This window comes from Paenarthrobacter sp. AB444 (assembly GCF_028736865.1).
Lineage (GTDB): Bacteria > Actinomycetota > Actinomycetes > Actinomycetales > Micrococcaceae > Arthrobacter > Arthrobacter nicotinovorans_B.
In genome coordinates, this window is sequence record NZ_JAQZBY010000001.1 from 246,178 (window position 1) to 269,097 (window position 22,920).

The 22,920-nt window shown below is 63.3% G+C and carries 19 protein-coding genes; 5 read left to right on the forward strand and 14 right to left on the reverse strand.

Annotated elements, in window-relative coordinates; all coding sequences use genetic code 11:
- Positions 1 to 95 precede the first annotated feature (95 nt).
- Both PQ627_RS01115 and PQ627_RS01120 read left to right on the forward strand, forming a co-directional pair.
- Positions 96 to 1,214, forward strand: a complete 1,119-nt coding sequence (locus PQ627_RS01115) for a PrpF domain-containing protein (protein WP_144658694.1) — start codon at positions 96 to 98, stop codon at positions 1,212 to 1,214.
- A gap of 12 nt (positions 1,215 to 1,226) precedes the next feature.
- A complete protein-coding gene (locus tag PQ627_RS01120) occupies positions 1,227 to 2,675 on the forward strand; it encodes an SLC13 family permease (protein WP_274257966.1) in 1,449 nt (482 codons plus the stop codon).
- 197 nt (positions 2,676 to 2,872) lie between these two features.
- On the opposite strand, the gene PQ627_RS01125 is transcribed toward PQ627_RS01120, so the two are convergent.
- The 14 genes from PQ627_RS01125 to PQ627_RS01190 all read right to left on the reverse strand — a co-directional run bounded on the left by PQ627_RS01125 (position 2,873) and on the right by PQ627_RS01190 (position 18,733).
- A complete protein-coding gene (locus PQ627_RS01125; protein WP_144658692.1) occupies positions 2,873 to 3,334 on the reverse strand; it encodes a hypothetical protein in 462 nt (153 codons plus the stop codon).
- On the reverse strand, positions 3,331 to 5,721 hold the full coding sequence (locus PQ627_RS01130) for a molybdopterin oxidoreductase family protein (RefSeq protein ID WP_274257967.1): 2,391 nt from the start codon (positions 5,719 to 5,721) through the stop codon (positions 3,331 to 3,333). The genes PQ627_RS01125 and PQ627_RS01130 overlap by 4 nt, the downstream gene beginning before the upstream one ends.
- Positions 5,722 to 5,781: 60 nt before the next feature.
- Positions 5,782 to 6,207, reverse strand: coding sequence for a ChaB family protein (locus PQ627_RS01135; protein ID WP_144658690.1), 426 nt, complete (start codon positions 6,205 to 6,207; stop codon positions 5,782 to 5,784).
- A gap of 133 nt (positions 6,208 to 6,340) precedes the next feature.
- The gene (locus PQ627_RS01140; protein WP_274257970.1) at positions 6,341 to 7,183 is read right to left on the reverse strand and encodes a pyruvate, water dikinase regulatory protein; all 843 of its coding nucleotides are present in this window, start codon (positions 7,181 to 7,183) and stop codon (positions 6,341 to 6,343) included.
- A complete protein-coding gene (gene ppsA, locus PQ627_RS01145) occupies positions 7,184 to 9,583 on the reverse strand; it encodes a phosphoenolpyruvate synthase (protein WP_274257972.1) in 2,400 nt (799 codons plus the stop codon). It abuts the gene before it with no gap.
- 169 nt (positions 9,584 to 9,752) lie between these two features.
- Positions 9,753 to 10,427 (reverse strand): SDR family NAD(P)-dependent oxidoreductase, encoded by a 675-nt coding sequence (locus tag PQ627_RS01150; RefSeq protein WP_274257974.1) that lies wholly within the window; start codon positions 10,425 to 10,427, stop codon positions 9,753 to 9,755.
- A complete protein-coding gene (locus tag PQ627_RS01155) occupies positions 10,424 to 11,668 on the reverse strand; it encodes a sialidase family protein (protein WP_274257976.1) in 1,245 nt (414 codons plus the stop codon). The genes PQ627_RS01150 and PQ627_RS01155 overlap by 4 nt, the downstream gene beginning before the upstream one ends.
- Before the next feature lie 3 nt (positions 11,669 to 11,671).
- The gene (locus PQ627_RS01160; protein WP_274257977.1) at positions 11,672 to 12,463 is read right to left on the reverse strand and encodes an HpcH/HpaI aldolase family protein; all 792 of its coding nucleotides are present in this window, start codon (positions 12,461 to 12,463) and stop codon (positions 11,672 to 11,674) included.
- A 52-nt stretch (positions 12,464 to 12,515) separates the two neighbouring features.
- Positions 12,516 to 13,505 (reverse strand): aldo/keto reductase, encoded by a 990-nt coding sequence (locus PQ627_RS01165; RefSeq protein ID WP_274257979.1) that lies wholly within the window; start codon positions 13,503 to 13,505, stop codon positions 12,516 to 12,518.
- Positions 13,506 to 13,547: 42 nt separating this feature from the next.
- Positions 13,548 to 14,381 (reverse strand): ATP-binding cassette domain-containing protein, encoded by an 834-nt coding sequence (locus PQ627_RS01170; RefSeq protein WP_274257980.1) that lies wholly within the window; start codon positions 14,379 to 14,381, stop codon positions 13,548 to 13,550.
- Entirely contained in the window at positions 14,374 to 15,288 is a 915-nt protein-coding gene (locus PQ627_RS01175) for an ABC transporter ATP-binding protein (protein ID WP_274257981.1), read from the reverse strand. The genes PQ627_RS01170 and PQ627_RS01175 overlap by 8 nt, the downstream gene beginning before the upstream one ends.
- A gap of 2 nt (positions 15,289 to 15,290) precedes the next feature.
- The gene (locus PQ627_RS01180) at positions 15,291 to 16,223 is read right to left on the reverse strand and encodes an ABC transporter permease (RefSeq protein ID WP_274257983.1); all 933 of its coding nucleotides are present in this window, start codon (positions 16,221 to 16,223) and stop codon (positions 15,291 to 15,293) included.
- Complete coding sequence (locus PQ627_RS01185; RefSeq protein WP_274257985.1) at positions 16,220 to 17,155, reverse strand: ABC transporter permease; 936 nt, start codon at positions 17,153 to 17,155, stop codon at positions 16,220 to 16,222. Before PQ627_RS01185 ends, PQ627_RS01180 begins: the two co-directional genes overlap by 4 nt.
- A 3-nt stretch (positions 17,156 to 17,158) precedes the next feature.
- The gene (locus PQ627_RS01190; RefSeq protein ID WP_274257986.1) at positions 17,159 to 18,733 is read right to left on the reverse strand and encodes an ABC transporter substrate-binding protein; all 1,575 of its coding nucleotides are present in this window, start codon (positions 18,731 to 18,733) and stop codon (positions 17,159 to 17,161) included.
- Positions 18,734 to 18,925: 192 nt separating this feature from the next.
- Here PQ627_RS01190 and pdxA point away from each other — a divergent pair, with 192 nt between their 5' ends.
- The 3 genes from pdxA to PQ627_RS01205 all read left to right on the forward strand — a co-directional run bounded on the left by pdxA (position 18,926) and on the right by PQ627_RS01205 (position 22,916).
- Positions 18,926 to 21,283 (forward strand): 4-hydroxythreonine-4-phosphate dehydrogenase PdxA, encoded by a 2,358-nt coding sequence (pdxA, locus tag PQ627_RS01195; protein ID WP_274257988.1) that lies wholly within the window; start codon positions 18,926 to 18,928, stop codon positions 21,281 to 21,283.
- A 62-nt stretch (positions 21,284 to 21,345) separates the two neighbouring features.
- On the forward strand, positions 21,346 to 22,137 hold the full coding sequence (locus tag PQ627_RS01200; RefSeq protein ID WP_144658686.1) for a DeoR/GlpR family DNA-binding transcription regulator: 792 nt from the start codon (positions 21,346 to 21,348) through the stop codon (positions 22,135 to 22,137).
- A gap of 29 nt (positions 22,138 to 22,166) precedes the next feature.
- Complete coding sequence (locus PQ627_RS01205; protein ID WP_274257991.1) at positions 22,167 to 22,916, forward strand: dienelactone hydrolase family protein; 750 nt, start codon at positions 22,167 to 22,169, stop codon at positions 22,914 to 22,916.
- Positions 22,917 to 22,920 lie beyond the last annotated feature (4 nt).

The window sequence follows — 22,920 nt, forward strand, 5'->3', positions numbered from 1 at the left end:
CACCCTCCCTCAATTATCGCACATTGTCTTCATGTGTGATCCGGCTCATGCTGAATGAAGAGCCCGCCGGGAACGGCAGAAGGAGTGCAGGACTGATGAAGATTGAAGCGGAATGGATGCGCGGAGGAACCAGCAAGTGCTGGGTCTTCGAAACCGAAAACCTCAACGAAACCAGCATTGACCTGGACCAACTGCTGCCACGTCTCTTCGGAAGTCCCGATTCCCGGCAAATCGACGGTGTGGGAGGGGCGACCTCAACCACCAGCAAAGCGATGATCCTCCGCCGCCCATCGGATCCCTCCGTTGACGTGGAGTTCACCTTTGCCCAAGTCGGCATCGAGGAAGCAACCGTCGACTGGGGCAGCAACTGCGGAAACTGCTCAGCCGTAGTAGGTCTCTACGCCATCGAAAAAGGGTGGGTCACCCCACAAGGTGATACCACGCGTATTGTCACCCGCAATACGAATACCGACCAGCTCATCATCCAACAGGTTGCAACGCCCTCCGGTGCCCTGCCGATCGTCCCGGACGCGCAGATGCCGGGCGTCGCCTTTCCCGGATTCAAAGTGGGCCTCGGCTTCAAGGATCCTGCCGGCAAAACGACCGGACAGCTGCTGCCAACGGGCGCTCCAAGCGACACCGTGTTGGCCGGGGGAAAGTCCTGGACAGTATCCATGGTGGATGCCGGGGCTCCAGTGGTTATTGTCCGCGCCGAAGATCTTGGATTGGACACAGCACACTACGACTCGTGGAAGGAAGGTGTGGAACAGCACCTGGACACCCTGGACGCCATCCGACGCCAGGGAGCAGTCCGGATGGGGATGGCCCCGACTCCCGGACAGGCGGCACGGGCCGTGCCGAAGTTGGCCATCGTCGGTCCGCCCCACGGCGCGAACCCCGGCTCCGACGTCAACGTCATGATGCTTTCCATGGGCAAGCCGCACCCGGCCCTGGCCATCACTGGAAGCATCGCCCTGACGCTTGCGGCGCGGACGCCGGGCACCGTGATCAACGCCATCACGGGCGGAGCCGCCGGCGCGGCGCTGAAACTGAAGACACCCGCCGGTGTCATCGAAACATGGAGCGAGGAACACCTCGGTTCGGTCCTTGTAGGCGTTGACCGCACGGCCCGCACCATCGCCACCAGCATCATCCACCTACCGGAGACTCTCGGCAACGTCGTCGAAGCCTCACTGGAAACAGCCACTCGATGAGGAGAGAACACCATGGCTAAGACTATTTACCAACCAGCGCCCGAGGCAGAGCGCGACATTCAGGACGAGCGTTCCAAGCGTCCCACCACACGCCGCCGTATCCTGCTGGTAACGGTTGCCGCTTCCGTCATCCTGGGCCTGGTCGCCATCCTGTTCGGGGGTGCCATCTTCAACCCGGCGGCCACCCCGGAATCGGAGCCGACCATGACCGCCACGCAGATCATCCCGCTGGTCATCCTGGTGGTGATGTTCGTCGTCGCCACCAAGTGGCCGCTCAACATCGGTGTGATGGGGCTGGTGGCCTCCTTCGGCGTCGGCTACTTCGTCCTCGGCATGACCGACAAGCAGATTCTCGAAGAATTCCCCGCCAGCATCGTCCTGACGATCATCGGCGTCACCTACTTCTTCAGCATGGCGCAGCGAAACGGTTCCATCGACATCATCGTCCAAAGCTGCGTCAGGATGGTCAGGGGCAAGACCATGCTTCTGCCGTGGGTCTTTTTCCTCATGGCCGCCGCACTCACCTCGCTGGGCACCTTCAGCCCTGCCGCTGTTGCGCTGCTGGCACCGGCCGCACTGGGCCTTGCCTACGAATCGCGCATCCACCCCGTCCTCATGGGCGCCTTCGTCATCAACGGAGCCCACGCAGGCGGCTTCTCGCCCCTGTCCGTGGCGGGCGTCCTCGTCCACGACATCGCACACAAGAACGACTTTCCCATCGACCAGGGCGCGTTGTTCCTGGCCAGCTTCGCCCTCAACTTCATTCTGTCGGCCCTGACGATCGTGCTCTTCGCCCTCATGGGCAAGCTGCGCGACAAGCACTCCAACGAGTACGCCGGACTCGACACAGCCCGAGTCGGACGTCCCAGCGGCCAGCAGATCCTCACCTTGGCACTCATCCTGGCGATCCTCGTCTGCACCCTCGGTTTCCGCATGCCGATTGGCTTCGTGGCCCTGTCGGCAGGACTGTTGTTGGCCCTGGTCAACATCAAGGAGCACAAGACCTTCATTGGCGGCATCTCCTGGTCCACTGTCCTGCTGGTTGCCGGCATGATCACCTACGTTTCCTTGCTTCAGCACGTCGGCGTGATTGACACCCTCGCGGAGATGGCATTGGCACTTGGTGCGCCGCTGCTGATCGCACTGGTCCTCTGCTACGTGATCGGTGTCGGCTCGGCCTTCGCGTCCTCCACCGCCCTCCTCACCGCTTTCATTCCACTGGCCGGCCCCCTTCTGGCGACCAGTTCCCTCAGCGCCTCAGGTACCGTAGCGGCGCTGGCCATCGCGGCAACCGTAGTGGACGTATCGCCCTTCTCCACCGATGGGGCCCTGGTAGTGGCCAACGCCCGCGACGAGGACCGCCAGCGCGTGTACAAGCAGCTCATGGCCTACGCGGGCGGTGTTGTCCTGGTGGCGCCGGCCCTGGCGTGGGCGCTGCTGGTCCCCACCGGAATCATGTAAGGGCGCAGCGCTTCGAAAAGTCGCCGGGAGCAGTCTTCCCGGCGGGCGCTTGGGAATCGCATTCTGCACACCATCGCAACAGGTAGCCCGAAAGACGGGCGCAGGAAGGATGCCAGCGCAGCTTGGGCAGGGTCACCACATGGTGGCCCTGCCCACGTGATGTCCGGACGGGTGTCAACGGAAATACGCAAGACAGGCTATTCGGCCACGAGCAAGGCCTGGGGCGAGGCCTGCTTGATGCGGGTCCTCAACCACCGCAGCTGTCCTTGGGTCTCTACCCGGGACTGTTCGACGACGGACAGCAGCTCCTCGTCGCGGAGCGCCTGGCCGGCTTGCTCCACGACGGTCCAGGTGATGTCCACAAGACTGGCCAGAACAAACACGTCCTGAAGGTCGCGCAACAGTCCTACGGGACCGCTTCGCGTCGTCGAAAGCCCTTGGGCGTGCAGCCGCTCTGGCTCCCGTTCGTTGCCGGACCCACCGTAACGCTGGATAACCGGATCCAGAAGTTCCCCGTGGTGATCCGACTGCGTGGCCAGGCTTTGGCAAATGAAGTGAACATCCGGTTCCGCACCGTGGCCGGCGGAAACCTGCCTCAGAGACTCGGCAAGGGTTTTCTCGCTGTGGGCCAAGAGTCCCAGATAGACATCCAGATTCATGGCCGCCTCCCCTCCGGCCGGGAGGCCGTGGTGTTCGGCGCGGGTGCCGGTCCCGTACCGTCGCCGATCTTCTCAACCTTCACAGCGGCATTCTTGAAGACGGGTTGCTTGGACACAGGATCCCATTCGGTGAGTGTCAGCTCATTGGCTGCGGTTGCATGGGACTCAAGGGTCTCACCGCTGCGCGGCGTGTCCCAGTAGCCGTAGTGGAAGGGTGCGAACACGGTACCGGGCCGGACGCCGCTGATCCGCGCCGGAGCCTCGATACGCCCCCTCCGCGATGACACCCGCACCAGGTCGCCTTCGCTGATCCCCAGACCCGAGGCATCTTCGGCGGACAATTCGACCCACATTCGGGGAGCCGCAGCATTAAGCTCCCGGGAGCGCGCCGTCTTGGTACGGGTATGGAAGTGGTAGGCCGTGCGGCCCGTGCTGTACCGCAAAGGATATTCATCGTCGGGTTCCTCATGAGGGGGGTGGTAAGCGGTTGCCTTAAGCAAGGCACGCCCGTTGGGTGCCATCGCCCGATAGGCCTCGGACCCCACCTCAGCCCCGGTCAAGAGGTCGTGGCCATAGTTCTCGCAGTAGTCAGGACGGCTGGGAAAGACACCGTCACTGTAGAGCCGGGTGGTTCCCTCCGGGTGATCCTCTGTGCAGGGCCAGGGAATTCCGCTGCCGCCGCGTAGCTTGCCGTAGCTGAGGCCGGTGTAATCGCATGGCCGTCCACGCGAGCATTCCTTCCACGCTTCAAAAGCCTCTTCGGGCCCTTTCCATTCGAGCAGGGGCCCACCGTCAATAGTGGAGAAGCCCATCCGGTGGGAGTAATCGAGGAAAATATCCAAGTCCGCGCGGGCGCCGCCCGGCGGCTCCACGGCCTTTTCCGAAAGGTGAACCACGCGCGATGCGCTGGTGAAGGTCCCCACCTTTTCCCCCCAGGCGGCAGCAGGAAGGACGACGTCGGCCAGCGCCGCCGTTTCGGTCAGGTAGAGATCCTGAACCACGAGGAAGAGCTCCGGCTTGGCCAGGATCCGCCGAATCCTCGCCAGTTCAGGCAGCGATACTGCAGGGTTCGTAGCCGATACCCAGAGAAAGTTGATGGAACCCTGCTCGGCGTAGCGGAAAATCTGCATCGCGTGGGTGGGCGGTGCCCAATGCGGGATAACACCCGGGTCCACATTCCACAGCTTGGCCAATTCCTCGACGTGATCCTTGTTGCTCCAGTTACGGAAGCCCGGCAGGTCGCCGTCGGCCCCGCATTCCCTGTTGTTTTGGGCGGTGGGCTGCCCGTTCATCTGAAGCAGGCCCGCGCCTGGCCTGCCCAGCATGCCCCGCAAAAGGTGCAGATTATTCACCTGGCATGCCGAGGCCGTGGCCTGCGATGACTGATAGAAACCCTGCAAGACGGTCGAAAGCACGTTCGGCGTCGTTCCGAAGATCCGGGCGGCCATCATGATGTCGTCCGCACTGACACCACAGACCTCGGCAGCAGCCGCCGGGGTCCATGGTTCAACGGTCTGCTTCAGTTCTTCGAAGCCAAGAGTGTGCTCATTGACGTACTGGTCGTCGAACCAGCCTTGGTGAATGACCTCGCGGACCAATGCATGCATCAGGGCGAGGTTTGTTCCCGGGCGGAGCGCCAGGTGCACATCCGCATAACGCGCTGCTTCGGTGTTCCGGGGGTCGATGCACACGAGTTTGGGTGGCGTCGGTCCCGTCAGCCTGTCCAGGACACGGGACCACAGGACGGTCTGGGTCTCGGGCATGTTGTGGCCGTAGAGGAAGATGGCATCGCAGCTGTCGATGTCCTCATAGGCTCCGGGCTGGCCATCGGCCCCGAAGGTCTCTTTGAGCGCAGTCGCCGCGGTAGCCGTACACAGCCGGGTATTGCCATCCATGTGCGGAGTTCCAATCCCCGCTTTCCCGATCACTGCCAGTGCGTAGTACTCCTCCAAGAAGAGCTGCCCGCTGGTATAGAAGCCATGGCTCAACGGACCTTTCGTGTCCAGGAGCTCCTTGCTCCGGTTGACGATGCGGCCCATTGCCGTGTCCCAGTCGGTCTCCACCAATCGCCCACCCTCTCGGATCATGGGCCGGGTCAGGCGATCCCGATTGGCTACACCCTGCCAGCTGGCAAAGAGGCCCTTCGGCCCGAGTCGGCCTTTGTTGATCCGGTCTTGGGAGCGGCCGCGGACACCAACCATGACGCCATCTTTGACAGCGATGTCGCAACCGCAGCCGTTGCTGCAGAGAACACAGGCGGATTGGACCCAGCGGTCCACCTCGCCTTCAGGGAGTCCCTCTTTGAGGGCGAGATCCACGCGGACCGGCCATTCCTGCCCTGCCTGAAACGGCGTCCGTGGTCCCCAGATGTCGGTGATGCGATTCATCCTCGTGCGCCTCCTCGAATCCAAAGTGCATGCACTGCTCAACCCCGGGTCGCGGAGGAATCAGCCTTTCCGTGCCCTCCGGGTGGCTGCGTCATTGGCCTTTTGCAGCGCCTCTACGAGCTCGTCCTTGTTCATTTTCGAGCGGCCTTTGATGCCAAGCTGCTGGGCTTTCCCGTAGAGATGTTCCTTGGAAGCATTGGCGTCCACTCCCCCGGCTGTCGGCGAGGTTGAGTCCGCACCTTCTTCGGCGCGCGCATCGGAAGGACCGCGCTCCTCCTTGGGCTCCCAGTGGTCCCCGACTTTCTCGTAGCTGTGCTTCAGCGAAGCAAACGCAGTGCGCGCCGCGCGGCTGGAATCGTTGTCGTAGGATTCCATGGCCGAGTCGTAGGTCTTGGCGAATGTGTCCTGGGCCTTCTGCTCGGAACGCTGCAATGTCGACGGCAGTTCGTCTTTGCGGGCGTGATCATTCTTCCCGGTCTTGGGCATGACGCCTCCAATTGTCGGGCCCCAGCAAGCCGGGCCGTTTCAATTAGCTAAGCATGCTTACTACATAGGAACAAGGTGCATCAGGAAGTGACGCGCCCGCAGCCTCGAGGGACAAGACAAGCCAAACCCCTGGTCAGTGGTGCAGTTGCATCCGCTGGAGTACTGTGGCCGAGATCTCCTCAACGGACATGGACGCAGAGTTCACGTACGGGATGTTGTTGGCCCGATACATATCCTCGGCGTTTCGGAGTTCGAAGGTGCATTGGTTCAACGACGCATAGCTGCTGCCTGGCCGGCGTTCTTGGCGGATCTGGCTCAACCTGACAGGTTGCGACGTCAGGCCGAAGCACTTGTCCGCGAAAGGCAACAAGGGCTTCGGGAGCGCCAGGACCTCGAAATCCTCTTCGACCAGGGGGAAGTTGGCGGCCAGGATGCCATGCTGCAGGGCAAGGTACATGGTGGTGGGCGTCTTGCCGCAGCGGGAGGGGGCGATGAGGATCAGCTCGGCGCGCTCCAGTGCGCGCAGGGACTGGCCGTCGTCGTGTTCGATGGCGTATTCGACGGCGGCCATGCGGGACTGGTAGCGGACTGCATCCCCCACTCCGTGGGCCTGGCCGGGCTTACCGTTGGCCGCAGAGCCAAGGGTTTGTTCGAGTTGCCCGATGTGGGTACCGAACAAATCGAAGAACTGCCCGCGGCTTTGGGAGAGCACGGCACGGATGTCCTGCCCGACAGCCGTAGAGAAGATGATCGGCACGGGACCTGACGCCGCCACTTTGTCGATCACCGCCACCACCTCGCGTGCTTGCTCAATGGTGGTGATGAACGGGATTGTCCGGCGCTCCAGCCGCTGCCCGGGAAACTGGGTCAGCAGGGTGTTGCCAAGGGTTTCAGCAGTAATCCCGGTGCTGTCGGAAAGAAAGAACACCGTGGGGGCGGGCGCGGAGCCCGCCCCCACGGTTGCGCGATCCGTCATTTAGACCGGTGTGCTGGTGGTGCGGGCCAGGCGCAGCCAGGTCTCGGTGACGGCGTCCGGGTTCAGCGAAATCGAGCTGATGCCCTGTGCCAGCAGCCACTCGGCGAAGTCCGGATGGTCGCTGGGCCCCTGGCCGCAGATTCCCACGTACCGGCCCTTGGACCGGCACGCGGTGATGGCCAACTCCAGAAGCTTGGTGACCGCCGGGTTCCGCTCGTCAAAACCATCAGCAACCAGGGCGGAGTCACGGTCAAGGCCCAAGGTGAGCTGGGTGAGGTCGTTGGATCCGATGGAGAACCCGTCAAAGTACTCCAGGAACTCATCAGCCAGGAGGGCGTTGGCCGGCAATTCGCACATCATCACGACCTCCAGGCCGTTCTCGCCGCGACGCAGCCCGTTGGCTCCGAGCAGGTCAATGACGCCGCTTGCCTCCTCCAGGGTGCGCACGAACGGGACCATGAGCTTGATGTTGGTCAGGCCCATCTCGTTGCGGACGTACTTCAGGGCCTCGCACTCAAGTTCGAATGCCTGCCGGAAGGACTCGGAGAGGTACCGGGACGCTCCGCGGTACCCGATCATCGGGTTCTCTTCCTCAGGTTCGAAGGCCGGGCCGCCGATCAGGTTCGCGTACTCGTTGGACTTGAAGTCCGAAAGCCGGATGATCACCGGTTCAGGGGCGAACGCTGCCGCGATGGTCGAAATACCCTCGGCCAAACGCCTCACGTAGTAGTCGCGCGGGCCATCGTAAGCAGCGGTTTTCTCCTGGATTTGCCGGACCGTGTAATCATCCAGAGTTGCCGGGCGCTCAATCTCACCGGCGACAGCCAACAAGGCGTTGGGGTGGACACCAATCTGCCGGTTGATGATGAATTCGAGGCGGGCCAGGCCCACGCCGTGGTTGGGGAGCTTGGCGAAGCTGAAGGCCTGCTCCGGGGTCCCGACGTTCATCATGATCTTCACGGGAGCGTCCGGCATGGTGTCAAGGCTTGTCTCCTGGAGGGAGTACTCCAGCAGCCCTTCGTACACCAGCCCCGCTTCGCCTTCGGCGCAGGAGACGGTCACCGGGGTGCCGTCCTTGAGGATCTGGGACGCGTAGCCGGTTCCCACGACGGCGGGGATGCCCAGTTCGCGGGCGATGATCGCCGCGTGGCAGGTCCGTCCGCCGCGGTCGGTGACGATCGCGGCAGCCTTCTTCATGATCGGTTCCCAGTCGGGGTCGGTCATGTTGGCCACCAGGACATCGCCTTCCTGGAACGAGGCCATCTGCTCGATCGAGGACAGGACCCGGACCTGGCCGGCGCCGATGCGCTGACCGATCGCACGGCCTTCCACCAACACCGTAGAGCGCTCGGTGAGCGTGTACCTGGAGGTTACGCCCGCGGCTTTGCGGGATTCCACGGTTTCCGGGCGTGCCTGGAGGATGTACAGTTCCCCGTCCACTCCGTCCTTGCCCCATTCAATGTCCATGGGCCGTCCGTAGTGGCGCTCAATGGCAACGGCGTGACGCGCAAGCTGTTCCACCTCGGCGTCACTGAGGCTGAAGCGGCTCCGAGACTCCTGCGGCACCGGGATGAAGTCAACAGTCTTGCCGACTTCTTCGGTCTCCGTGTACACCATCTGCACGGCCTTCCCGCCCAGACCACGTTTGAGCACCGCCGGACGCCCGGCTGCCAGCGCAGGCTTGTAGACGTAGAACTCGTCGGGGTTCACGGCACCCTGGACCACGGCTTCGCCAAGGCCATAGGAGGACGTGATGAACACCGCGTCCGTAAAACCGGTCTCGGTGTCCATGGTGAACATCACCCCCGAAGCGCCGACGTCGGAGCGCACCATGCGCTGCACACCCGCCGAAAGCGCGACCTCGGAGTGCGTGAAACCGTGGTGGACGCGGTAGGCGATGGCCCGGTCGTTGTACAACGAGGCGAAGACGTCCTTGATCGCGAGCAGGATGTTGTCAATCCCCCGGATGTTCAGGAAGGTCTCTTGCTGTCCGGCAAAGGAAGCATCGGGAAGGTCTTCGGCCGTTGCGCTGGACCGAACCGCCCAGGACACGTCTGCGCCGTGTTCCTCGGTGAGGCGCCGGTACGCCGAGCGGATTTCCTCTTCGAAACCGGCAGGGAAGGGTGTCTCGCGGATCAGGGACCGGATTTCCCCGCCAACCTTGGCCAAGGCGGCCACATCGCCGCTGTCCAAGCCCTCCAAGATGCTTTCAATCCGGGCGTCAAGGCTCGACTCGGCCAGGAAGCGCCGGTAGGCGTCCGCCGTCGTCGCAAAACCACCTGGAACCTTCACCCCCGCCGAGGCGAGATTTCGCACCATCTCACCGAGTGAAGCGTTTTTGCCTCCGACCTGGTCAAGGTCGGACAGGCCAAGCTCCGAAAACCAAAGAACGTTAGTCATAAATTGTGTCCTCCATTGGGCACGCTCTGACAAGCGCTGAAAAAAACTAGGTCTTGCAAGGATCAAGGGCACAGAGCCAGGATGCAAACAAATGTGACCCGTTCAACAGAACGAAGCAGTAATTGGAGGACATTGGGCCGTGACTTGACAGAATGCTGCACCCACTCAACTACAGAGAGGCTCCTCCGCAGATGACGTAGTTCTGGCCAGTGATGGACTTGCCGTGCGGACCCAGCAGGAACGCGGCGAGAGCTGCGACGTCTTCCGGATCCACCAAGGCTCCGAGTGCCGGCATTTTCACGGGAGTGGCAGCTCGGCCGGGATCGTTCAGCATGGGCGTGTCAGTAGGCCCTGGCGACAGCACGTTCACGGTGATTCCCCGCGGCGCCAGTTCCTGCGCCCATGTCCTTCCAAGCCCCATCAGCGCAGCCTTCGTCGCGGCGTAGTGGCTTTTGCCCGGCATTCCAGTCGAGGTCCGGCTACCCAACAGAATGATCCGGCCGCCGTCGGGCATGCCGGGCACCAGGATGTTGGCGAGAACGCTGGCGGAAGCGACGTGGACGGCGAACATGCCCGCCAAGGCATCCGGTTCCAGGTCCCCCAAATGCGCGGTGCGCTGGAATCCGGCGGCGTGCACCAGCGCGTCAGCAGGTTCCAGGCCCGAGAGTGCTGTCTCCAGGGACTCGGGCTTCGACAGGTCCGCCTGCAACCAGGAGAAATTCCCCGCCAACGTGGACTCACTGCGGCTCAGCCCCGTGACGCGCCAACCCTCGGCGAGCAGCCGGGCAGCGATGGATTTGCCGATCCCCGAGCTCGTGCCGGTGACGACAGCATGCCGGCTCATTCGTCCCCGCCCGGCGTAGCGGTCCCCTCGTACGCCCACTGCGGGTCGACCCGGACGAACTTGATGGCCTGCCGGAAATACGTGTACGCGATGTTCAACGCACCGTCCGGGCCCTGGTGGATGGACGGGTAGGAGTATTCACGGTTCAGCCCGTCACGGGAGTTGTTGGACAGGCAATAACCGTCTCCGACGTCCAGGTTGCGGCGGATGGGCCAGGTGCGTCCGGAGTCTTCGGAGATGGCGAGGGCCATGGGAGACCTCGGAGTTCCCCAAAAGGCGCGCCTGACGCCGTCGTCTTCGGGTATGGCGGTTGCGTCTGGTTCGGTGACCTGACCCTGTTCCTCAGCGAGGCCGTCGTCGTCGATTTCGTCGTACAGCGAGAGGCGTCGTTCAGTGGAAGCCTCCGCGCGGCTGTGGTTGTACACCAGGGCAAGGCGGCCGTCGGAAAGCGCGGTGAACTGGATGGAAGAGTTGTTGTTCGGCAGTTCGGTGGGCACCGGCTCGCTCCAGGTCAGCCCGTCGTCCGTGGAGCGGGACTCGTAGATTGAGTCGGCCCAACGGCTGCGGAAGAGGGCAAGCAGCGACCCGTCGGCAACGGGCTGGATGTTCATATGGACGCAACCGAGGCTGCCTGGCAGGACGCTTTCGATCCACGTGGCACCTGCGTCGTCGGAGATCATCACCGCGCTGTCGTCGCTGTTGCCTACCCACTTCTCCCCCGGCGTGGTGATGCAGCGGAAGATCGGGACGATCAAACGGCCCGAGGGCAGCAGCACAGGCAGTTGGCGCACGAACACACCGCCGGTCTCGTTCGCTGCGAACAGGGTCTCGACATCACCCCAGGTCCGGCCGCTGTCCGTGGATATACGACGGCGGACTTCCGCAGTGTCCTGGTTGCCCGCCTTTTGGGCGGTGTACAGGAGCCAGAGGGCGCCGTCGGCGTTGGTGAACAAGATGGGGTTTTGCTCGGAGCGGGTGGAATCATCCGACAATTGAACGGGGTCTGACCATTGGCTGCTGCCCGGTTCCAAAGTGGAGAACCAGATGGAGATGTCGGGTACACCTTCCTGGGTCCCGCCGAACCAGACACAACCCAACCGGCCGTCCTGGAGCGTGAGCAGGTTCGCGGCGTGGCTCTGCACGGTGGGTGCAGGCAGGTACGCGAAGTCCGCGCCGTCAGCGCGCTTGACCAGTCCATCAGGGGTGATGGTGCTGTAGTCGTTGGTGGCGATGTTGGGCATGGCTCAGTTTTCCTTGGTGCCGGAGTCGGCGCGGGCAGCGTCGAGGTGGGATTGTGCGATCTGTTCCAGGTGCGTGAGGTCGGAGGCGATGGTGGTGAAGGTATAGCCCTGCTGCAGCCGTTGCTTGGCGACAGTGCCGGCGGGCGTGTGGATGCCGGCAGCGATACCCGCGGATGCGGCGGCCTCGGCGATGGTTTCCAGTGCGGCGTTGAACTCAGTTTCGACCTGGGGATCGCCGGGGAACGAGCCGCCGACAGCTATTGATAGGTCCGACGGGCCGACGTAGATGCCGTCCAGGCCCGGGGTGGCACAAATTTCCTTGACGTTCGCCAAACCCTCAGGCGTCTCGATCATCGCGAAGACCAGGGTGGCGCTGTTGGCCTCTGATGGCTTCGGACCGATGCGCAGGGCAGAACGCATTGGTCCGTAGGAACGCCCGCCCATCGGCGGATACTTGGCCGCCACTACGGCAGCTGCGGCATCCTCGGCATTGTTGATGAGGGGAACGATGACTCCGACTGCTCCCGCGTCCAGGGCCTTGCCGATTGCGGTGAAGTCGTTGGCCTCCACCCGCACCATTCCCACGGCGCGATGCCCGGCATCAATGGCCATCAGCCCGTTGAGAACGCCGGAGTATCCAAGCAGGCCGTGTTGGGCATCCAAAGCGACGTAGTCGTAACCTAGGCGGCTGATCCGTTCGGTGGCAACCGGTGCGTCCAATACCGTCCAGTAGCCCACCGCCTGTTCCCGGGCGCGGATTGTGCGGGCGAATTCGAGGGCCAGTTCGGAGGTCATCAAGAGTCCTTCAGTTTCGTGTGATCGGGTCGTTGAGGCGTTCTGGAAAGTATCAGCGGTTGTAGGCGGGCATCGGACCACGCAGCGAGGTTCCCACGGCATCGCACGCTGCAACAACGTCGGCCGGGAGCGGACCTTCGGCAACGGCGGCTATGTTGGCACGCAGTTGCTCCACCTTGGACCCGCCCAGGAGCATGGAACCAACACCTTCGCGGTAGGCGAGCCAGCGCAGGGACAGCTCGGCCAATGAAATGCCTGCGTCGGAGGCGATCCGGGACAGCTCGCCTATTGCGTCGAACAACTGCTTGTCCCAATACCGCTGCGTATACATGGCAGCAAGCTTGGAGTCGCCGTAGCGGCCTTCTGTGGGCCTGGCGTCGAAGCTGTGCTTGCCCGTAAGCAGGCCACCGCCCAGCGGGTTGTAGACCATGGTGTGCACGTGGTGCGTGGCGGCGAATTCGAGGTACTCCTCCTCCAGGCGGCGCGCCACCAGGTTGTACAACTGCTGCGCAACCACGGGCTGCGGTGCGCCAACCTCGCGGGCGGTGTGGATGACGTCGGCAACCTGCCAGGCGGCGAAGTTGGATACGCCCAGGGCACCAAGCTTTCCCTCGTCCACCAATTCGGCGATCGTGGTCAGGGTGGCGGCCAACGGCGTGGCCCTGTCAGGCTGGTGCAAGTAGAACAGGTCAATGCTGTCCACGCCGAGCCGTCGCAGGCTTGCTTCCACACTCGCCCGCAGCCCCGTTGGGGAGAGCGGAGAATTCCCGCCGTGGTCCGCATGCGGCATGCCGGCCTTGGACGCCAGGATGACGCCGTCGCGCTTTCCCTTCAAAAGCCTGCCGAGCATGTCCTCCGTCACCCCGCCAACGTAGGCGTTGGCGGTATCGATCGTGGTGATGCCGGCGTCGATTGCTTCCTCCACCATCCGCGCAGCGGTGGCCTCGTCAGCAGTGTCACCGAAGGTCATGGTCCCCAGGACCAGACGGGAGATGGGGAGCCTCAGGCCGTCCACCTGGGAGCCTACAGGGTGCGTGCTCATGCGTTGATTCCTCGTGGTTGCTTTTTTCAGTGCGAAAGGGGTTCAGTTGCCTTGTTTGGCCAAGGCCAGGGACCGGACGATGTGCCGGGGCTTCAAGCCGGTCATGGTGGCGGGGTCAAGGGCCGCGCGACGCAGCTTGCGGGTGTAGTCCTCCTTGGGCGCGGTCAGAACGGAGGACGTGGTGCCGTGCTCCACGAGCTTTCCGCGCTGCATCACCATGACGGTATCGCTGATCTCCTGCACCACGCCCAGGTTGTGCGAAATGAATACGTAAGTGATGCCGGTTTCCTCCTGGATGGATCTAAGGAGGCGAAGTACCTGGGCCTGCACGGATACGTCGAGGGCGCTGGTCGCTTCGTCGCAGACGAGCAATTCCGGCTTGGACGCCAGAGCCCGCGCAATGCCGATACGTTGGCGCTGGCCTCCTGAGAACTCGGCGGGATGCTTGGTCAGGGACCGCGCAGGCAGGCCCACCTGGTCGATGAGCGTCGCCGCAGCCTTGTGACGCTCGGCCTTGGACCGCATTCCCTGGAGCTTCAGCGGCTCGGCCACAATTTCCTGCGCGGTCATGTGCGGGTCCAGGGAGCCGTACGGATCCTGGAACACCATCTGGAACTTCGAACGCAGGGGCCTCAGTTTGGACTCGCTCATTGACGCGATGTCCGTGCCGTCCAGGGTAATGGACCCGCTCGTGGGAGTCACAAGCCGCATGAGCGCTTTGGCCACGGTCGACTTGCCGCAACCGGATTCACCCACGACAGCGATCGTCTTGCCTTTGTCTACCGAGAACGAGACCTCGTCGACTGCCCGGAAAGTGCCTCCGGGGACGTGGTAGTCAACGACGAGTTTCTCGACGGCGAGGAACGGCTTAGTCATTGCGGGCTCCGCTCTGGGTAAAGGTGGCGGCTGATGGTGCTGCGGCGTGCCGCACGCCCGAAGTTGCAGCAGGTGTCTCGTCCCACGGCCCCAGTACCGGCACCGCGGCCAGCAGGGTCCGGGTGTATTCGGTGGCAGGGTGGTCCACGATCTGCTGTACCTCACCGGATTCCACGAACTGGCCGTCCTTCATCACGTGGATGCGGTCTGAGATGAGCCGCGCCACGCCGAGGTCATGGGTGATCATCAGGATGCCGATGCCCCGCTGCTCCTGGAGTTCCAGCAGCAGGTCCAGGATGCCGGCCTGGACCGTAACGTCCAGGGCCGACGTCGGCTCATCCGCCACCAGCAGCTGCGGTTCGCTGGCCAGCGCGATGGCAATGAGCACACGCTGCAGCATGCCGCCCGACAGCTGGTCGGGATACTTCTTCAGCTGCTTCTCCGGCGTCGGAATGTGCACCTGTTCCAACAGGCGAACAGCCCGCGCCTGCAGCGCGGCCTTGTCCTTGCCCGACGCGGCTCCGGCAATCCGGATCGCCTCGAACAGTTGGCTGCCGATCGAATGGACCGGACTCAGGGCCGTCATTGGATCCTGCGGGATCAGGGCCAGCGTCCTGCCGCGCACCTTGTCGATCGCCTTGGGATCGGCAGTGATGTCGACGCCGTCGATCATCACCGTGCCGGAGAGGACCGCAAGGTCCTGAGGCAAAAGGCGGAGGATGCCCATCGCCGTCGTTGACTTGCCGGAGCCGGACTCACCGATGATGGTGACCGTTTCACCGCGGTCGATGCTGAAGCTGACGGCGTCCACCGCACGGATGATGCCGGCTTCGGTGATGAGTTCCACCTGGAAGTCGCGAACTTCCAACAGGGGGTGTTCCTTGTGCGGGGTTGCAGATGCGTTCATGATCAGGCACCCTTCTTTTTCCGGCGGGGACGGTCGCGAAGGCCGTCACCGAGCAGGTTGACGCCCACTACCATGAGCACGATCACCAGGCCGGGCAGGGTGACCATCCACCATGACGTGGTGATGTAGTCCTGGCCGTCGGAGATGATGCGGCCCCACGTTGCGAAGGGCCGCTGCGGGCCGGCTCCCAGGAAGGACAACGCGGACTCGAGCAACACAGCTTGGGCCAGCAGGAGCAGCACTACCAGGGTGGCCTGCTTGATGACATTGGGGATGATGTGACGAATCAGGATCTGGATGCGGTGCAGGCCGAGGATCCTTGCTGCGGAAACGTAGGGTTTTTCCCGTTCCACCAACACCATGGACCGGGTGAGTCTGGCGACTTCAGGCCATTGGGCTATGGCGATGACGAATGTGATGACCGGAATGGACGGTCCGAACAGCGCCACCACCAGCAGCAGCATCATCAGAAGCGGCAGGGACATCTGAGCTTCGAGGATGCGGGAGACGATGGTGTCCACCCAGCCCCCGAAGTAGCCGGCAGCAGCACCCAGGATGACGCCGATGGCTCCGGAAACCAGTACGGCCAGGACGCCGATGGTCAGTGAGACCTGGCCTCCGTGAAGCACGCGGGAGAGCAGGTCGCGGCCCAACTGGTCCGTACCGAACAGGTGCCCGTCCGTCAGCGGCGGCAGGCGCCGCGCGGCCAGGTCCTGGAAATTCGCGTCGGGCAGCGGGAGCACCTGGGCCAGGATGATCGGGATCATCACCAGCAAGGTGCACACGGTACCGACGATCAGCTTCCACTTGGCGGAGCGTCGACGGCGGGTGGCCCCTGCCTTGGCGATGTCCGCCTTTGTGACGGCGCTGGGGCTGGGCAGTTTGCTCTGCGAGGGACCGGCGGAACTTGCGCCGGTTGCGGTGTCGAGGCTCATGCTGTGGCCGCCTTTCCGAGACGAACGCGGGGATCGAGGAGCGGGTATGCGAGGTCGATGAGCAGTTGGACGCCCACCGCCAGGAGGGCTGTGATGAGGACCGTTGCCTGGATGAGGGGATAGTCGCGAGTTTCGAGGGCCCGGACGATCAGGGAGCCGACGCCGGGCCACGCGAAGACCACTTCGACGACCACCACGCCGTTGAGCATCGCTGCAAACCGTGTGCCAAGTGCAGTGAAGACGGGAATCGCCGAGTTGCCCATGGCGTAACGCCACGTCAGGACGGAGTTGGTGACGCCACGCGAACGGGCCACCGTGAGGTAAGGGGCTGCCAGGTTGCTCGTCATCTCGCGACGGACCATGCGGGAGATCAAGGCGATCTGCAGGATGGCGATGGTGATGGTGGGCAGGACCAGCCCTCCCCAGGTGGCGAAGCCGGAGGCCGGGAAGATGGGAATCAGCACGGCGAAGGCGGTCAGGAGCATGATGCCGGTCCAGAAGTCGGGCATGGACTGCCCGGCAATGGTGAGAACGTTCACGCCGAACTCACGTCCGGTGTCAGGGCGTCGTGACATCCAGACGCCCAGCGGGATGGCCACGACGGCGGTCAGCAGGATGGCCGACGTCGCCAGGGTCAGAGTGTAGGGAAGCCGTTCGAAGACCACCTGCATGGCCGGGGCCTGGAACGAGTAGGACTGGCCAAGGTTTCCGGTGACCAGTTGCTGGATGAAGATCCAGTACTGCTCCAGCACGGGCTTATTCAGGCCGAATTGCTCGCGTACTGCGTCCAGCTGTTCTGTAGTGGCGAGGGGGCCGGCGTAGGAGACGGCAGGGTCGCCCGGGGCCATGCGGATCAGGATGAATACCGTTGACACCGTGAGGAACACGGTGAGCAGCCCCTGCCCCAGGCGCTTGAGGATGTAGTTCGTCATGGCTTATGCCTCCAACCGGGCGTCGACGAGCGGGTAGGAGTTGGTGGGGGCAAGGTTGATGCCGGAAACCCGGTCGCGGTGGGCCAGGACAGACTTGGGCACGAACGCCCAAGCGCAAGGCCACGTGTCCCAGATGGCTTGCTGAGCCTCGGCCAGCAGTTCCTGCCTGCGGGCAGGGTCGACTTCCGCGGAGGCAGCCTGGATCCTTGCCTGCACGTCGGGAAACACGTAGCCCTGGTAGGTGTCACGTGTCGCTTCCTTTTCGGGAGTCCCTGCATACATGCCCTGCATCATCGTGATGGCCAGGCCCGTTGGGCTGCTGAAGCCGTTGCCCAGCAAGTCCCAGTCGCCTTGCTTGCCCTGTCGCCAGGCGAGGATGTTGCCACCGGGTTCAAACTGCTGGAGTTCCGTCTTGACGCCGATCGCCCCGAACATTTCAACCAACGCCTCCATCACCGAGGTATCCGATGCGAACTCACCGGTTTCCCAGATGATCTTGAGGGTCAGGTCCTTGATGCCGAGTTCGGCGAGCCGGGCCTTGGCCTTTTCGGGATCGTAAACATACGTGCCGGTCTTGTGGTAACCGGTGAGGCTGGAGGGGGTGACTCCTTCGGCCGCGCTGACGGAGTCCACCAGCACGTCTTTGACCAAGGATTCGCCGTCGATGGCCCAGCTAAGCGCCTCGCGAACGCGAACGTCCGCCAAAGGGTGTCCGGCCGGTTTACGGAAGTTGTAGAAGATCTGGTTCAGTCGCAGGCTCGATGCCTCTGCCAGTTGGACGCCCGGGAGGCCGGCGAGCTGTTCGCGCGAGTCCGGTGTGATGGAGTCGATGATGTCCACCTCGCCGCTGCGCAGTGCTATGACACGGCTGGATTCCTCCGGCAGGAAGCGGACTTCAACATTTTCCACAGCGGGTGCCGGGCCCCAGTAGTTTTCGTTGCGCTGCAGGCTGTAGGTTCCGGCGCCGCGATTGAACTTGGTGACCTTGTATGGACCGGTACCCAGGCCTTCCTGGAGTTCTTCCGGCTTGTTTTGCCCTGCCGGAGTTATCAGGATCATGCTCATCAAGGAGTCCAGGATTGGTACAGGCTTCTTCGACACCATTGTGAAGGTGCGATCGTCCACCGGAACTACTTCGGGAAATTCGGGAAAGAAGCCGGCTACAAATGAACCTTGGACTTGCTTGTACATTTTCAGGGCGGTGGCCACGTCCTCAATGCGCACCGGACTGCCGTCGGAGTAGCGGATGCCCTCCCGGAGCGTCACGGTCCACTCAGTTGGCCCGGTCATATCAAACCGCTCAGCCAAAACAAGGACCGGCTTGGTTTCAGGCCCGATGGCCGTCAGGCCCTGACGGACCGACCGCTGGACGGTAACTGCCGCGTCGAACTGGTTGAGTTTGTTATCGAGGCTGACCAGCGACCGGTTCAGGGCCAGGGTCAGAGTGCTGGGACCCGGCAAGCCGGTGGGGCCTGCACAGCCGGCGAGGCTGCCTGTACCCAGCAGAAAACCGGCCGCGGCGCCGAACTGCAACAGTCGGCGGCGGGAAATCTCACTTCCTTGAGGAAGAACGGTCATCGTTGACCTCTCGGTTGATCGGGGGATCGACTGCCTGCCGGTTGGCCGAGCCGATGTTGTGCACATCACTTTGCCACGGTTGCGCTCTTTGCGCAACCTGTCTAGCGCGTTTCGCGCAATCGTGTCATGATGTTGGAAAGCGTCCGACAAGATGTTGGGACGCAGGCCGAGCAATGACACGAGAGGAGCGACGTGGCTTCTGTATTTGTCCAAGCTGACGATTTCTCCGGCGCTGCCGAAGTCGGCTCCTGCTTTGTCCAGCACGGGCACATCGTGCAGGTTCTTTTGGGAACGTCCGACGCCGAAACCGCCTCACCGCGACACGCCACCGATGTCGTGGTCACCGACACCCACTCCCGCGGACTGTCGCCGTCAGCGGCAGGCAAGGCAGCTGCTGCAGCCTTCTCAAGCCATGCTGCAGCAGAGGCGGGGATCCTTTTCAAGAAGATCGATTCGATCTGGCGCGGCAATATCAGCGCTGAACTCAGGGCTTTGAACCAGCTCGGTTACAGCGTCGTCATCGCTGGTGCACTCCCCCAGCTTCAGCGCACCGTGAGGCAGGGACAGGCCTTTGTGGGCGGTGTACCTCTGGACCATACCGATCTGTGGCAGGCAGAGCATGTCTCACCGCCGTCCAGCATCGCGGAGCTTATCCGCCCTGAGTCTCCGGAGTCCGTAAAGCCTATGAATCTCCGGCAAGTGCGGAATGCGGACCTGCATGCCGTCTTGTCAGAGGCCCTGGACACCGACAGCCCCGCAGTCGTCCTGTGTGATGGTGAAACCGCTGCAGATCTTGAACTCGTAGTCGACGCCCTGATTCGCACGGAATTCAGGGGTCGCGGTCGACGCATAGTCCTGGCTGGAACCGGCGGTGCAGCTGAGGTGCTGGCCCAACGCCTGGTCACCACGCCTGCGCGAAACGCGCAGTTCACTCCGGCGCCTGACTCAGAAAGAGGAGAACCGCACCAAGCCCCCTTACCCGTCCTCGCCGTCGTCGGTTCCGCTTCGGGTACGGCCCAAGCGCAGCTGACCGAGCTCGAGGCCGAGGGATACAGGGTGATCAGGCTTGATCCCGATCACAAGGGCCCGCACCGGACAGAGCTTGAGGCGGCCAAGGCGGCCCTTGCCACCTCAACCAACGTCGCCGTAAGCCTTCAGCAAACGGGCGTGGACCCTGGCAAGGCCGCCGTCATCGTCAAGTCCCTTGCCCGCTTCACAGCCGAAGCGGCCCACGGAATCCGCACTGACTTCATCCTCACCGGCGGTGAGACCGCCCGGGAAGTCCTGGAGGCAGTGGGAATCCAGTCCATGGTTCCACTCGCCGCAGTTCAACACGGAGCAGTCCTCAGCCGTACAGACCAAGGAACGCTGGTGGGAACCAAGCCCGGCAGCTTCGGTGACCGCTACGCACTCAGCCAGCTTCACCACCAAATACAGCATCGCCGCGGCCAGCCCTTGGGTTTGCCCGCTGCATCCTCTGACCCAACTGCTTTCAACCAACCTGGAGCCACCATGACATCACCCACAGTTGCCCCCTCCGAACAGAATTCCCTCCCTGTCGTCGCCGTCACCATGGGCGACGGCGCCGGCGTAGGACCCGAGGTGGTGGTGGCTGCCGCGCTTGATCGGCAAAGCAACGCCGAGTGCCGCCCGGTGGTCATCGGCGACGCGCTGCGGCTCCGGCAGGCAGCCGACATCCTGGGAGTCGACGCCGACATCCAGGCGATCGGGAACGTTGAGGACGCCGTCTTTACACCTGGCAGGGTGAACGTGATCGATTTGGCGTTGCTGCCGGAGGACCTTCCCTGGGGTCAGCTCTCAGCGGTCGCCGGACACGCCGCATATGAATACATCAGGGTAGCCAGCGAACTCGCGATGGCCGGACGCGTCCAGGCCATCTGCACCGCACCGCTGAACAAGGAGGCGCTGCACGCCGCAGGGCACATCTTCCCCGGCCATACGGAGTTGCTGGCCCAGCTGACGGGCACAGAGGAAGTGTCCATGATGCTCTCCACGCCCAAGATCCGCGTCATCCACGTCACTACCCACATCGGACTGGCCGATGCCATTCGCAAGATCGAGCCCGGACTGGTGGAGCGCACCATACGCCGCGGACACGAAGCCCTGGTCCGGGCCGGAGTGCCCGAACCCAAAATCGGGGTTTGCGCCATCAATCCCCACGCCGGGGAGAATGGTCTCTTCGGCCAGGGCGAGGAAGCTGAAAAGATCGAGCCCGGCGTCAAGGCCGCGCAGGCTGACGGGATCAATGCTGTCGGACCCTTGCCCGCCGACACACTGTTTTTCCTGGCCGGACGTGGAGACTACGACCTCGTGGTGGCGATGTATCACGACCAGGGTCACGGGCCCGTCAAAGTTCTCGGAATCGAGGCCGGCGTCAACATCACGGTGGGTCTGCCTGTCATCCGTACCTCTGTGGACCACGGTACTGCTTTTGACATAGCCGGAAAGGCAATTGCGGATTCCCGCAGCATGGTCGAAGCACTGCATCAGGCCGCCGAGATGGCAACCCGCCCCAGCATGGCCGTGTAACCGCTCGGGGCCCGTTGAGGCGGTTAGCATGGGTAGCACCGTCACGGTAAGGAGACCTAAGAATGCTCTCGGCAAGTGCAAGGCGCGAGGAGATCTACCACCTTGCCGTAACCACCGGCCTGGCGTCGGTGGAAGAACTATCGGCCCGGTTCGACGTCACCGCCTCAACCATCCGCCGGGACCTGGCGTTGCTGAACTCGCAGGGTCGCCTTGCACGAACCTACGGTGGCGCCATGGCGCTCGGGGCGCATCCCGAAGCCTCACTACGGCAGCGCACCGGCGAAGCGTTTGAGCAGAAGCACGCCATTGCACGCTGGGCGGCGGCTGAAGTCCGCGCTGGTGAGAACATCCTTCTCGACGCCGGCTCTACAGTCGGCGCGCTGGCTCACGAACTGCGGGGGTTCGGCCCGTTGTCCGTAACGACTCCGGGCATCAACACCTTGCAGGAACTGGCCGATTCCGAAGGCATCGAGGTGGACTGCCTGGGTGGCCGGCTCCGCACTCTCAGCCAAAGCTTCGTTGGCCCCTTGGCGGAAGTGGCCTTGGAACGAATGAGCTTTGACAGAGTCTTCCTTGGCGCTGATGCCGTCACCGCCGAGGACGGAATCTGCGAGGCAGACCATTCCCAGACCCGGCTCAAGGAACTCATGGCACGGCGGGGCAGCAGTGTCTACGTATTGGCCGATTCGTCCAAACTTGGGCTCCGTCCGTTCCATGCCTGGGCCCGGCTCGCCGCACCGTGGACGCTGGTGACCGACGACGGCGCCGACCCGAAGGAGCTCGGTAAGTTCGTCAGCGCAGGCGTGAAAGTACAGGTGGTAGCTGTGTCCAACGATGCCGTAGTTGGCGCCTGAGCCTCGGATACTTTCGGTACTGTAAGCAGATGCTCATCGAAATACCTGCCGCTGACGGCATCGCCGAGGCCCTGCTTGTCCGCCCGTCCACTGCGAAGGGCACATTCCCGGGAGTTGTCTTCTACATGGACGCCTTCGGTGTGCGTCCCCGCATTGAGGAGATGGCCCAACGCATTGCGGATTGGGGGTACGTGGTGCTGGTCCCGAACGTCTTCTACCGGGAAGGCTCCATAGCCGAGCTCGCCCCGGCGGGCGACATGACCACCACCGAAGGCAGGGAAGCCGCGGGCAGGGACGCCTTTCCACGGGTAGGTCGCCTGACATCGGACAAGGCGCTGCCCGATATCAAAGCATGGGTCACCGCAATCACCGGTATGGATGGTGTGGCGCCCGGGCCCATCGGGACCACTGGCTATTGCATGGGCGCCCGGTTGGCCGTCCGCACCGCCACTTCGCACCCTCAGGTGGTGGCAGCGTGCGGCGGATTCCATGGAGGCGGCCTCGCGACCGACGCTTCGGACAGTCCCCACCTGGGCCTGTCCGATGCCCGTGCCCGATTCGTCTTTGGACACGCCGACCATGATCCCAGCATGGCTCCCGGGGCAGTCGCGCGGCTCGGCGCCGCTTTGGACGATGCCGGACTCGAGGCTTCCAATGAAATTTACGCAGGGGCGCCGCATGGCTACTCCATGGCCGACACGTCCGCCTACCATCCCCAGGCCACAGAGCGGCACTTCGAAGAACTGCGGGTCCTGCTCGACGATACTCTCAAGGGCTAGGTCA

Bases quoted from the DNA above. Each gene is read 5' to 3' on its own strand.
- PQ627_RS01180 (WP_274257983.1), bottom strand. From the start codon at position 16,223: ATGAGCCTCGACACCGCAACCGGCGCAAGTTCCGCCGGTCCCTCGCAG.
- PQ627_RS01160 (WP_274257977.1), bottom strand. From the start codon at position 12,463: ATGACCTCCGAACTGGCCCTCGAATTCGCCCGCACAATCCGCGCCCGG.
- PQ627_RS01190 (WP_274257986.1), bottom strand. From the start codon at position 18,733: ATGACCGTTCTTCCTCAAGGAAGTGAGATTTCCCGCCGCCGACTGTTG.
- PQ627_RS01185 (WP_274257985.1), bottom strand. From the start codon at position 17,155: ATGACGAACTACATCCTCAAGCGCCTGGGGCAGGGGCTGCTCACCGTG.
- PQ627_RS01135 (WP_144658690.1), bottom strand. From the start codon at position 6,207: ATGCCCAAGACCGGGAAGAATGATCACGCCCGCAAAGACGAACTGCCG.
- ppsA (WP_274257972.1), bottom strand. From the start codon at position 9,583: ATGACTAACGTTCTTTGGTTTTCGGAGCTTGGCCTGTCCGACCTTGAC.
- PQ627_RS01120 (WP_274257966.1), top strand. From the start codon at position 1,227: ATGGCTAAGACTATTTACCAACCAGCGCCCGAGGCAGAGCGCGACATT.
- PQ627_RS01170 (WP_274257980.1), bottom strand. From the start codon at position 14,381: ATGACTAAGCCGTTCCTCGCCGTCGAGAAACTCGTCGTTGACTACCAC.
- PQ627_RS01155 (WP_274257976.1), bottom strand. From the start codon at position 11,668: ATGCCCAACATCGCCACCAACGACTACAGCACCATCACCCCTGATGGA.
- PQ627_RS01200 (WP_144658686.1), top strand. From the start codon at position 21,346: ATGCTCTCGGCAAGTGCAAGGCGCGAGGAGATCTACCACCTTGCCGTA.
- PQ627_RS01175 (WP_274257981.1), bottom strand. From the start codon at position 15,288: ATGAACGCATCTGCAACCCCGCACAAGGAACACCCCCTGTTGGAAGTT.
- PQ627_RS01125 (WP_144658692.1), bottom strand. From the start codon at position 3,334: ATGAATCTGGATGTCTATCTGGGACTCTTGGCCCACAGCGAGAAAACC.
- PQ627_RS01165 (WP_274257979.1), bottom strand. From the start codon at position 13,505: ATGAGCACGCACCCTGTAGGCTCCCAGGTGGACGGCCTGAGGCTCCCC.
- PQ627_RS01115 (WP_144658694.1), top strand. From the start codon at position 96: ATGAAGATTGAAGCGGAATGGATGCGCGGAGGAACCAGCAAGTGCTGG.
- PQ627_RS01130 (WP_274257967.1), bottom strand. From the start codon at position 5,721: ATGAATCGCATCACCGACATCTGGGGACCACGGACGCCGTTTCAGGCA.
- PQ627_RS01205 (WP_274257991.1), top strand. From the start codon at position 22,167: ATGCTCATCGAAATACCTGCCGCTGACGGCATCGCCGAGGCCCTGCTT.
- PQ627_RS01150 (WP_274257974.1), bottom strand. From the start codon at position 10,427: ATGAGCCGGCATGCTGTCGTCACCGGCACGAGCTCGGGGATCGGCAAA.
- PQ627_RS01140 (WP_274257970.1), bottom strand. From the start codon at position 7,183: ATGACGGATCGCGCAACCGTGGGGGCGGGCTCCGCGCCCGCCCCCACG.